General features: G+C 57.6%; 13 protein-coding genes. 1 reads left to right on the top strand and 12 read right to left on the bottom strand.

The annotated features are described in order from the left end of the window. Nucleotides 1-26: 26 nt before the first annotated feature. The 12 genes from Q9R31_RS02240 to Q9R31_RS02185 all read right to left on the bottom strand — a co-directional run bounded on the left by Q9R31_RS02240 (nucleotide 27) and on the right by Q9R31_RS02185 (nucleotide 10,046). The gene (locus tag Q9R31_RS02240) at nucleotides 27-1,001 is read right to left on the bottom strand and encodes a Tad domain-containing protein (RefSeq protein ID WP_311261128.1); all 975 of its coding nucleotides are present in this window, start codon (nucleotides 999-1,001) and stop codon (nucleotides 27-29) included. After that, complete coding sequence (locus Q9R31_RS02235) at nucleotides 989-1,402, bottom strand: pilus assembly protein (protein WP_311261127.1); 414 nt, start codon at nucleotides 1,400-1,402, stop codon at nucleotides 989-991. The genes Q9R31_RS02240 and Q9R31_RS02235 overlap by 13 nt, the downstream gene beginning before the upstream one ends. A 107-nt stretch (nucleotides 1,403-1,509) precedes the next feature. Next, complete coding sequence (locus tag Q9R31_RS02230; RefSeq protein ID WP_311261126.1) at nucleotides 1,510-1,734, bottom strand: Flp family type IVb pilin; 225 nt, start codon at nucleotides 1,732-1,734, stop codon at nucleotides 1,510-1,512. Nucleotides 1,735-1,997: 263 nt separating this feature from the next. After that, nucleotides 1,998-2,882 carry a type II secretion system F family protein gene (locus Q9R31_RS02225; RefSeq protein ID WP_311261125.1) on the bottom strand — a complete coding sequence of 295 codons (885 nt, stop codon included), beginning with the start codon at nucleotides 2,880-2,882 and terminating at the stop codon, nucleotides 1,998-2,000. 9 nt (nucleotides 2,883-2,891) lie between these two features. Next, complete coding sequence (locus tag Q9R31_RS02220) at nucleotides 2,892-3,833, bottom strand: type II secretion system F family protein (RefSeq protein ID WP_311261124.1); 942 nt, start codon at nucleotides 3,831-3,833, stop codon at nucleotides 2,892-2,894. Between the two features lie 4 nt (nucleotides 3,834-3,837). Continuing rightward, a complete protein-coding gene (locus tag Q9R31_RS02215) occupies nucleotides 3,838-5,313 on the bottom strand; it encodes a CpaF family protein (RefSeq protein ID WP_311261123.1) in 1,476 nt (491 codons plus the stop codon). Beyond that, entirely contained in the window at nucleotides 5,310-6,509 is a 1,200-nt protein-coding gene (locus Q9R31_RS02210; RefSeq protein WP_311261122.1) for an AAA family ATPase, read from the bottom strand. The genes Q9R31_RS02215 and Q9R31_RS02210 overlap by 4 nt, the downstream gene beginning before the upstream one ends. Next, on the bottom strand, nucleotides 6,506-7,282 hold the full coding sequence (locus tag Q9R31_RS02205; protein ID WP_311261121.1) for an RcpC/CpaB family pilus assembly protein: 777 nt from the start codon (nucleotides 7,280-7,282) through the stop codon (nucleotides 6,506-6,508). Before Q9R31_RS02205 ends, Q9R31_RS02210 begins: the two co-directional genes overlap by 4 nt. Before the next feature lie 56 nt (nucleotides 7,283-7,338). Then, nucleotides 7,339-8,379: a pilus assembly protein TadG-related protein gene (locus Q9R31_RS02200; RefSeq protein WP_311261120.1), complete on the bottom strand. Its 1,041-nt coding sequence runs from the start codon at nucleotides 8,377-8,379 to the stop codon at nucleotides 7,339-7,341. Beyond that, on the bottom strand, nucleotides 8,376-8,801 hold the full coding sequence (locus Q9R31_RS02195; protein WP_311261119.1) for a pilus assembly protein: 426 nt from the start codon (nucleotides 8,799-8,801) through the stop codon (nucleotides 8,376-8,378). The genes Q9R31_RS02200 and Q9R31_RS02195 overlap by 4 nt, the downstream gene beginning before the upstream one ends. Nucleotides 8,802-8,908: 107 nt before the next feature. Next, a complete protein-coding gene (locus Q9R31_RS02190; RefSeq protein WP_311261118.1) occupies nucleotides 8,909-9,121 on the bottom strand; it encodes a Flp family type IVb pilin in 213 nt (70 codons plus the stop codon). Between the two features lie 277 nt (nucleotides 9,122-9,398). Continuing rightward, nucleotides 9,399-10,046 carry an A24 family peptidase gene (locus Q9R31_RS02185; RefSeq protein ID WP_311261117.1) on the bottom strand — a complete coding sequence of 216 codons (648 nt, stop codon included), beginning with the start codon at nucleotides 10,044-10,046 and terminating at the stop codon, nucleotides 9,399-9,401. A 312-nt stretch (nucleotides 10,047-10,358) separates the two neighbouring features. Here Q9R31_RS02185 and rplM point away from each other — a divergent pair, with 312 nt between their 5' ends. Next, entirely contained in the window at nucleotides 10,359-10,802 is a 444-nt protein-coding gene (rplM, locus tag Q9R31_RS02180; protein WP_015937805.1) for a 50S ribosomal protein L13, read from the top strand. Nucleotide 10,803 lies beyond the last annotated feature (1 nt).

Genomic DNA, 10,803 nt, shown 5'->3' with positions numbered 1-10,803 from the left:
GACTGCTCCTGTGGTCTTGCTGCTTGCTATGGGGTGAGACGGACAATTGAAGCCCCATAATTTGGGACGTTGCCAAGCTCGAAGGCTTGGGACAAGGAGACGAACTTTACGAAATAGCCGCGGATCATCTTGTTTTGGACATTGCCCCCGGTGGACCAGTTGAAATTTGCAAAGTGATAACCGGTGACGTGGAAGGCGGCAAAACCCTTCACGTAATACTTGACTGCGGTACCAGTGCCGGTGGCCACGTCAAACAGTGGCAGGAGCACGGTCTGGTCGTTCATCTGACTGAAGTCGGCAGTGGTGCAGATAGCTGGCGCGCTGGCCCCCGGGTCACTGTCGAACCAGATGCCTGAATTGCCCGATTGGCCTGCAGTCATTGTGACTGAGCATTTTGTCCCTGGCGTCGTGATCCAGCCGAATCCGCCGGGGAGCTTGTTATTGCACGCGGGCGACGACTGATCCAGCACCTGTTCATTGCCCTTGGTTCCGCCGATCGGGATATCCAGCTTGCAATAAGCAATGGCTAGGGGAAGGATCGCCGGGCCTTTGGACGGCGTACCCCACTGTGCTTTTGAGGTTGCGATCACTTCGGCCGATGAGATGCCGAGGACCCGGGCAAAGAAGAGCGAGACATGATTGGGTGTCTTGCCTGCTTCTTGGGATCCAGCAGTGACGGTTACGGACTGGTTCGGTAAATCGAGTGCCGTTGCCTTCATGTTGGTGAGGCCGTCGCTTGCGTTGCCATTGGCGAGGCCGGCAGCGAGGGACGAGGTGTTCGAGCAGTCAGTGTCGCTGGTGTTCTTGGCACATTTTTGGGCGATGGCGAGGGCGGCAGCGTCGGCACCATTGCGAAGTTGGGTTCGCTCTGCGTACATCATGCTCACGTCTACGGCGATGGCCGCGAAGCCGAGGAGTACGACCAGCATTATGGCGACGATTAGGCTTACAGCTCCGTGCTCAGGCCCGTTCATGGATTTGCGGTCAATCAGCCGCCACACAACATGGCTCCTTTGGCGGTCATGGTGAACGGCCCGGCAATCCCTGTCAGCGTCGAAAGACTGTAAGTGATGGTTACCGTTGTTTGCGGGTTTGTTCCAGACGGAATCGTTGAGGGGCAGGCGGTCCCAAACTGGATTGCGCTGTCTGGCAACCCAGGCTGCAGGGATACCGCAGTGGTTTTTGCCGTGGTTATTGCGTTTGCTTTGGCGGTCGCTACGGCGGCGGGCGTTCGGTCCGATGTTGCCATCACTCGGACGGCCTCCCGGGCAGCTGCCGAAAGTGACGCCTGGGCGTTATATGCCCTGCTGAATTCCATGATGCCGAGCAGCAACGCGACGAGGACAGGCACCACGATCGCGAACTCGACCGCGGCTGCGCCGCGCTCGGCTGCTTGGGACATGGAGGTGCCTTTCAATCGGATCCATCATTCAAGGGCCGGAAACCGGAGTGGCGGCGGCTACTTTTGCCGCCGCCACTCTCACTCGGCGCTGGAGAAACGCTTCCTGGCTAGGGGGCGCAGGTGCCGGCAGCGCCGCCTACACCTGCGGTGTAGGTTCCGCCAGTCACTGAACACTGCACGTTCAGGAACATGTCGTTGATGGTGCCGCCAAGGGTCGTAACGGCGACGATGATGGCGACCGCGATAAGGGCGACCATGATGCCGTATTCAACGGCGGTTGCGCCCTTTTCGTCGCGGATGCGGACTGAGAGGTTGGTGTAGAGAGAAAGCATTTTGACTCCTGAGCGAGACGGATTGGCTGGTCCTGCACCAGCACTGAAATGAAGTTAGCAGCGCTTGACGCGACATTGACCGGAACTTGCAGCTTCCTGCGCAAAGGCTTTAGGGGCTGCGCCTTTCCTGCGCTTCCGCTGTGCCGGTCCTGTGTTAAAGCTGGGATGGACGGAAATGTCTGGGGACGTAGAAGGACCCCCTCGGTTCTGGGTGCCGAGGGGGTCCGGTCTATGGGGCGTCTAGCGACGCGTTCTTTGGTTTCTCAGGTGTGACTGAAGGCTTCGATGATGTTGATAGCAGCGGGCCCGAGTAGAACTATGAACAGCACGGGAAAGATGAAGAAGATCAGCGGAAACAAGACCTTTACGGGAAGCTTCATGGCCTTTTCTTCTGCCCGCTGGCGCCGTTTTACTCGCGCATCCTTGGCCTGTGCACGCAGAACTTTGGCTATACCAATGCCATATTTATCGGCCTGCACGACCGCCCGAACAAAACCCTTCAAGTCCTGCACGGAGGACCTTGCCGCCATGGCCTCGTAGGCTTCCTGCCGCGGTCTGCCAACTTGAATGTCTTGCAACGTGCGCACCAGCTCCTGGGCCAGAGGTCCTCCGCCATATGAGCCTGCTCGGGCCATTGCCGATTCGAAACCTAGCCCAGCCTCTACAGAGATCAGCATTTGGTCCAAGGTGTTGGGGAGTTCCAGTTCAATGGCTTCCTGCCGCTTTATCGCCTTGTTGTACACCAACAGGTCTGGGACGAAATAGAAGAAGACAGTCGCAAAGATCGCCAATGCGATGTTGCTTGAAGTAAGTGAATTGGACAGCATGAGGATTCCTGCGAGCGCACCTGCAAGAGCCAGCAAGGGTTTAGATACGATCAACTTATCCAGCGGCATAGACGCTGGTCGTCCGGCCAGCGATAGCCATTGGTCAAGTTTCGACTCATAGCTGCCCGGTGTAAGCCGTTTTGATATTCCCAGAAGCATTGGAGCTTGCTGGCCAGCGTCGCGGCCTGCGAGGTTGAAGCCGCGAGCAAGGTTTCCTCGGATGGCGAGGGTACCTTTGCGGTCCAGTGTGGCCCAAGACCAAACGAAATAAGTGAGAGGAAGAATAACCGTGGCGATTATCATCCAGGCAATTGGAGTCATTCTTTATCCTTAGAACTTAATCTTCACAATGCGGCTCATCCAGAAACCGCCGATGATGAACATCAATGCGCTCAGGCCCAGCATGAACCAGCCGATCGGTTTTTGAACAAAGACGTCCAAGTAGCCCGGGTTGATCATTCCGACGAAGAACGCGACCCCTACCGGCAACGCCATGAGAATATACGCGGATATCCTTCCTTCCGCGCTTAGTGACCGCACGTGGCCCTTGATTTCGCTACGCTCACGTATTGTGCCGGCGACTTGCTCCAAGACTTCCGCAAGGTCTCCGCCGACTTCGCGATTGATCTGGATAGCCTGACCAACCCATCGGAAATCTTCGCTGTCCATACGATTGGCGGAGTCCTCAATTGCCTCCCGGGCGTCTTTGCCGATTCGTGTCTCGTTAACGATTCTGGTCAGTTCCTCCGATGTGGGCGCCTCGGACTCGTTCGCCGCGGCCTCGATTGTCCGCATCACGCTGTGGCCAACACGCAGTCCGCCTATCAGCATTTGAATGGTGCCCGTCAACTGCCCATCGAATTTACTCCGGCGCTTGTCCCTACGAACTGTCAGCACAAGCCTGGCCACGAACGGCGTCGCAAGCGCTAGTAGAATTCCGAACGCCACGTTACTGATAAGACTGGACATGAGCCCAACAGCTATGGCCATGGCGGCTACGAAGGCGCTGAACTCTGCCGGCGACATCTTCACGCCCGCGTTGTAGAGCAGTTCACGGCTGTAGGGTCCTCCGGACTTACCGATCACACCGCCCATCGCGTTGGCAGCCGACTCTGAAAATTTGGTCAGTGCCGATGGCTCAGGTTGCCCGTCGGGTCGGCGGCGTTCGATCGGGATGGCCGAGTAGCGGGGCCTGAGGACCACCAGCACCAGGACAAGAAGCGCACCGAAGCATAGGCTGATGGCACCGATGAAAACCAAGGGCGAGTCCATGGGACTACCTCCTGCCGGTCGGAACTGCGGCTCCGAATACGGCCGGGGAGACAGTGATACCGAGTTCGGAAAACCGGTCAAGGAACCGCGGACGAATGCCCGTAGGTATTGGTTTGCCTAGGAATCTGCCGTGCTGGTCAACTCCGGCTGAGTAGTCGAAAAGGAACGCATCCTGGAGCGTGACAATCTCGCCTTCCATACCTTGGACTTCTGTGACGTGCGTGACTCTGCGGCTGCCATCACGCAAGCGGGTGACCTGGATAATGAGGTCGACAGCCGAGGCAACCTGTTCACGGATAGCTCGTAGCGGAAGATCCATACCTGCCATTAGCACCAGAGTCTCCAGCCGGGCGACAGCATCCCGTGGAGAGTTTGCATGGACTGTGGAAAGGGACCCGTCGTGGCCGGTGTTCATTGCCTGCAACATGTCCAGTGATTCGCCGCCTCGGACCTCGCCTACAATGATGCGATCAGGGCGCATGCGAAGGGAGTTACGCACTAGCTCGCGGATTCCAACCGCGCCTTTACCTTCAATGTTCGGAGGACGGCTTTCCAATCGGACAACGTGCTCTTGCTGCAGCTGAAGTTCCACAGCGTCCTCGATGGTGACGATGCGGTCGTCTTCGGGTATGAACGATGACAGGACGTTGAGGAGCGTCGTTTTGCCTGTACCGGTTCCGCCCGAAACTATGACATTCAACCGTGCGCGTACACAAGCGCTTAGCAATTCGGCCATTTCCGGTGTCAGAGACCCCCACTCGATGAGGTTTCGGACGGTCAGAGGGACGTGGCTGAACTTCCTGATGGTCAACGAGGGTCCGTTTACAGCCAGGGGCGGGATAATCGCGTTGACGCGCGAGCCGTCTTCAAGCCGAGCATCCACCAGGGGCGACGACTCATCAATTCGCCGGCCCACTCTCGAAACGATACGGTCGATCACTTTTCGTAGGTGGTCGTCCGAGCTGAATTGGGACCCAGTTAGGCTCAAGTGCCCGTTACGCTCGATGTAGATTTGGTCGTACTTGTTGACCATTATTTCCGTCACCGATGGGTCTTCGAGCAGTTTCTGAAGCGGACCGTAGCCCATTACTTCGTCTGCAATTTCCCGAATAAGCCTGCGTCGTTCTTCGGGCGAAAGTGGCACTTGTTCGTCGTCGATGACTGCCGACAGCTCGTCGACGGCTATGGTTCGAAGTTCCTCATCCGACGAAGATGTGTCGCCAAAACGCGTCCCGAGACGGTCGAATAGTGCCAGCGCAGCTCTTTGTTTGAGTCCGGCAAGAGCATCAATTGGCTGGGAGATCACATTGCCGCCCAGTGAGGAAGCAGGTGGAGCCGAGGCGCCAACCGAAGCGAAAGATGCGCTCTCGGGCTGACCGCCCGTTTTCGATATATCAGACAACGTACGAACATTGGGCGTAGCGGCATTTGGCACATCAGAATTGCCATGGGAACCAGCGAGCCGATCTGAGAGTTTCATGACACGACCACCCTTCGGTGCAGCTTGGTGCGTGGGGAGGATACCCACTCCGGATCAAACCGATCTACGAGCTTCTTTAGCCCCTTGGCCGCGGCATCCCTCGCGGAACCCTGTAGAACGGGTATGCCGCGGTTCGTGGAAAACGGAAGGGTGCGTGAGCGCGAGATGACAGCGTCGACAGGAACGCCCACGGTTGCTTCCACGTCCTGGACCGAAAGGCCGCTTTTGCGGTCGGCAAAGTTGAGGATCGTGTGCCTTCCCTGGGGCATGAGCTGCAGTTCTTTTAGTACTCCGAAGCACTTCCGCAAACCACGGACACTTGGAACGTCCATGCCGCATACCCAAACGCCATCGGTGGCCTGCTCCAAAGTAGCGAGTACATGCTCGCCCAGGCCTGGAGCGGTATCCACCACTACGTATTTGAACTCGCTGGCCAATTGTTCGAGGAGCCGGCCCACGTGTTCGCCAGTGATGTAATCGGCTTCGGCGGGGGTCCGAGGTGCGCAAAGGGCGTATATCCCGGCAGGGTGAACTGTCAGGAATGCCTTGAGAACCATGGAGTCTTGGGATGCAATGCCATGAACCGCATCTGTAATCGAGTGCTCAGGCTCAAGCAACAAACCTGAGGCAACATCTCCGAACTGCAGGTCCAGGTCAACGAGGACTACGCTCATCGGAGCTACTTTGCCTAATCCAACGGCAAGGTTGGTGGCGACGGTGGTCTTGCCAACTCCTCCCTTTGGCGACATAACGGCGATAACCCGACCCCGTTCCTGCCCTGGGTCCGTGGGTAACGACATTCCCCGGCGCCGGCTGGCGGATGCCAAGCAGGCGCGTTCAAGTAGAACCCGCAGGTCGTTTACCTCGATGTCGGGTTTCAATACATCCCGGATACCTGAGTGCATTGCGCGGAGTACCAGCTCAGGTGAAGGCTCTGCGACGAGGAGCAGGCTGATTTCCGGATACTGGAGGTCAAAGACGGTCGCGAGTTTTAACGCGTCCTCTTCGCTGACGCCGGGGCCTAGGATAAGAACTTCGGGCGGTGCTCCCGTCAGCTGCCGGAAAACATCTTCCGGGCCGCCGGACAGAATTGCGGGGCTAAGTGTCTCCAGGTCCCCGTGAAGGGCAGTTGATACTGCCTCGCGCACCCGGGATTCGAAGTCGCGTACTCCCGTTATTGCTACGAAGCGGCTCACCGGTACAGCCCACCAAAGGTCGTCACGGGTGGCTGGGACTTGCCGCTCTTGTCGGTCTGCTTCGAGAGCCAAAGAGTGCCGTATTCGGCTCCGAACACCATTTTGGCCGCGTCAGCATCGCTCCTGGCTACCGTTACAAATGCAGAGCCGTTCGGCATGGCCACGGCTGCACCGCCTGAAGTGTTAGACGAGTTTTTGCTGTCGTCCGGTGCCGCTTTCTGAACGGCTGTTACCAGGACATCGTGGAACAACAGACCCGTAGATTGCTTCCAGCCTTTCACTTCAGCCGGGACGTTGGCGTCGGCGGGCATGTTGTCTTCACTCTTGAAGGAGCTGTAAACGGTCACCACGTCGCCGGCTTCGAGCCGGCCTCCGAGGATACGTTCCGGCGCCAGCAGGAAGGTAACTTCCTGCATGCCATCCGGTACCGGCACAGTGCCGGGTACGAGTTCCTTCGGATCAACCAGCTTTGCTGTGAGCAATTGTTCGCCAGGTTGCAGGGCGGCCGCGGTGACCCGGCCCGACTGGCCATCCAGGCTTTCCAGCGCCGCTGCCGGAACGGCAGATTGCGGAAGCTCTTCTACCTGTACCTTGCCGGCCAAGTCTTCCGCCTTGGTGCCGGCGGGGACAGCTTCTTTAATGACGAGAACTTTTACGGGGTTCAGTCCCTGCGCCGCTCTGCTGTCTGCGCCTTGGACGTAGACGACCAATAGGACTGTTCCAATGATTGCCAGCACCAGTGCTGCAATGCCTCCCAGTAGGCGAGATTTCACGATGGTTACTCCTTTGCGATGGTGTGTGTCGATTTAGCGGGTGAGGCCCACCGGTGCTAGTTCTTGAGGAAGACCTCGGAGCCGCCGTAGTTAGCAACCGTGTTGCTCGTCGACAGCCCTTCAGCAAGGGACACAAAGCGGGTGAAATAGCCTTGGATGCCGCGACAGTTTCCGGAGCAGGACGGTGCGAGCGGGTCAGGGCTGGCAACGTTGCCGCTGAACTTGTAGCCCGTCACTTTGAAGGCCAGAAAACCAACGATGGTGTATTTGGTGTTGTTGCCGTTGGCAAGTGGAACAGCCGAAGAAAACACAGGAACGAGAATCGGCTCATTCATGATGAGTGATGGCATGGTTGAGCAAACGTTTGGAAGGTCATTACCAGGGTTCGTACCAACTACGGTTGTCCCTGCGTCAATCGTCGCCTTGCAATCCGAACCGGTATTTAGCCAACCAAACCCGCCTGGGGCGTAGCCGTTTTGCACTGCGCATCCCGAGTAGGCGGGAGTGTTGGTGTCGTATCGAAGGAGGATGTGGGTAGGGGTTGGAGTGCCCGTGAAGGTACCGGTCGAATTGAACTCATTGAGCTGAGAAGCGCTGAGGTACTTTTTGAAGACGCAATCGCTGATGGTCCAAGGAAAGGACGTTGCGCCTGATACTGATCCCCAGGAAGCTTCTGCCGTCGCATGAATCTGCGTGTTGTTAAAGCCCATTACACGTGCAAAGAACAGTCCAAATCCATCGGTTGTCGATCCAGCCGCCCGAGCTTTGGTTTCTACGTGCACGGTTGTCGAATTGGGAAAAGTGACCGTGGCTCCGCTGGAACCGTCGTTGGCGTTGCTGTTGGCGAAGAGATCTCCGGTGTCGGTCGTATTCCCACATGAGCCTTTGGCGCACTGATTGGCAACTGCCAGGGCGGCCGAGTCCGCGCCATTTTGCAGCTGTGCCTTTTCGGCGTACATTGCGCCGACGTCTACTGCCAAGGCCGCAAAACCGAGAAGAACGACCAGAACAATCGCCACAATGACGCTTGCCGCACCTCGCTCATTCACCTTCATGCTCTTAACTCGCTGCTCGCCTTGCCCCTTTATGCTGCTCACCCGCCGCATCTCATAACTCCTACTCCTGTGAGGGTCATTGGGAAGATGCCAGGGGTGCCAAAGAAGCCAGCATTTAGGAATCCGGAGAGTGAAGGCAGCGTGACCGTGGTGGTCACTGTCACGTTGCTGCCGGCAGCACAGCTGCTCGCATTGTTGGTGACGCCAACCGGGAGCCCGGAGAGTGAGGGTGCAGCCGCGAGGGTAGCTGCTGTCACGTTCAACCCGGCCTCCTTATAGTGGATAGCCGCGTAGCGTGCGCCTTCTCGGGCGGCCTGGGTCATTGAGATCTGTACGTTCAGTACTCGGCCGAACTCGATCGTTCCCATGAGGATTAGAAGTAGGAGCGGCAAAAGCATTGCCATTTCCACGGCGACAGCTCCACGCTGACCCTCTTTTGATTTGTTGCATAGATTTGATGCCATGGTGGTCTCCCAGGCCAGGTCCTCGATGAGAAGAATTCGCTGACGTCTATATGACGAAAACCGGCGCTGGTGGTAGTTAGAGACTCCACCAGCGCCGGCTGCCGGACCTACGGAGCGGGGGTTCCGCCGAGGCTGGTCGTGACGCCGTTGAACAGAGTGAAGATTGCCTGTCCAAGCGGGCCGACTGCCGCAAGGACGATGACGGCGATGAGGGCGACCATGATGCCGTACTCCACCATCGTGGCGCCCTTTTCTTCGCGGGTAAAACGATCCTTGACGCCGGCGATGAAAGCAGTCATTGAGACCATGAGAGAAGTCATTGTAATTTCCTTTAATTCGGTGAAATGATTTATTGGATTTCAACGAATTTCCAGCTGCCCCCATAAATCCTTAGCGGCTGGACTTCGCTAAGAAGAGATTGTCACTGGGGGGCGTAGGGCAACAATGCGTAGTGGTACTCGACTTTTTCGAGGAGTGCGCAAAGGATGTACCTGAAAAATGACGGGGGTACTCGGAAGTGAAACACGAGTACACGGCTGACTACTTGGAGTGACCTGTGGAAGACGCGGCGACCGTCGGGAGATTGCTCGGCGCGGGCTAACCCATGAAGAACGTTACGGCCGTAAGTGCGCCGAGCATCGATGGGCCGTGCGGTACTTCTGTGGCTTTATTTCGGCCTTTTCTGCTGAGCACAAGCGCCGTGACTACGCCGTTCAAGATGAAACCGAGCAACCCGCCGTAGAGGAGGTGGCTCCAACCTAAGTACCCCAGGTAAAGACCCACGGGCGCCGCGAGCTTCACGTCGCCCATCCCGATGCCGCCAGGAGAAATAAGTCCCAAAATCAAGTAGACGACAAACAAAATGATGGCCCCGAGGGCTGCCCGAAGCAGATCGTCAGATTGCTTATTAAATAAACCTGGCAATAAAAACAGTAAGAGTCCGCCGGCCAGCAGCGTCAGCACCAACGGGTTGGGTAGTAAGTGGAGTGCCACGTCTATCCGGGCCAGCTGCACGCCTAGCACCGCAAGGAATAGGAAAGTTGGAAGGCTGAAAGTAATCCCAAAATGCAAAGTAAAGGCGACGCATGCGAGGCCGGTGACTGCCGCCGTCGCAATTTGCACCCCCAGGGTAGGTATTCTGCCCAGCCGGGGAAGCAGCTTTGCGATCAGGATCTCGGCGGTGGGGGAGAGGATGCCTCCGAGGAGCCCGGCCCCTAAGACAAGCAGCCAGCTGTTGGAGTCCACGTTCGCCACTGACAGCACTGCATCCCCCGTATTGGTTGAGCCGGCATGGGCCCCAGCGGCCGTCGGCTACCTCATTTTGACCCTGAACCCCCTGACGCGCTAATCTTGGGAGTCGTTGTGCGTGTCCTATTCCGATGGTGCGTGCCCGCTTGAGAATCCGGTTGCAGGATAACTACTCAACGTGCACATTCGGAACTTCAGGATGACTGGTTACATGGAGCCCTCACCTCTGTTCCGGTAGCGCGCAGACAGTAGGTGCGCGAGCTAGCGACACCTAAACAAGAACGCCAGAACAAGAACGAGGCAAACACCGTGCGTACGTACACCCCGAAGCCCGGCGATATCAACCGCCAGTGGCACGTCATTGACGCCACCGACGTTGTCCTTGGTCGTCTTGCAAGCCAGACCGCAATCCTGCTGCGCGGCAAGCACAAGGCCACTTTCGCATCCCACATGGACATGGGCGACTTTGTCATCATCATCAACGCTGAGAAGGTAGCCCTGACCGGCGCCAAGCTGGAGCAGAAGCGCGCATACCGCCACTCCGGCTACCCGGGCGGCCTGACCTCCGTCAACTACGCGGAACTGCTGGAATCCAACCCGGTCCGCGCCGTTGAGAAGGCCATCAAGGGCATGCTCCCCAAGAACTCCCTTGCTGCCCAGCAGCTCGGCAAGCTGAAGGTGTACCGCGGTGCTGAGCACCCGCACGCCGCCCAGCAGCCCAAGACTTTCGAAATCACCCAGGTCGCCCAGTAGT

Origin of the sequence: Pseudarthrobacter sp. BRE9 (genome assembly GCF_031844305.1) — a bacterium.
GTDB lineage: Bacteria > Actinomycetota > Actinomycetes > Actinomycetales > Micrococcaceae > Arthrobacter.
The sequence above is the reverse complement of the archived record's forward strand: the minus strand, read 5'-3'. Positions and strand labels throughout refer to the sequence as shown.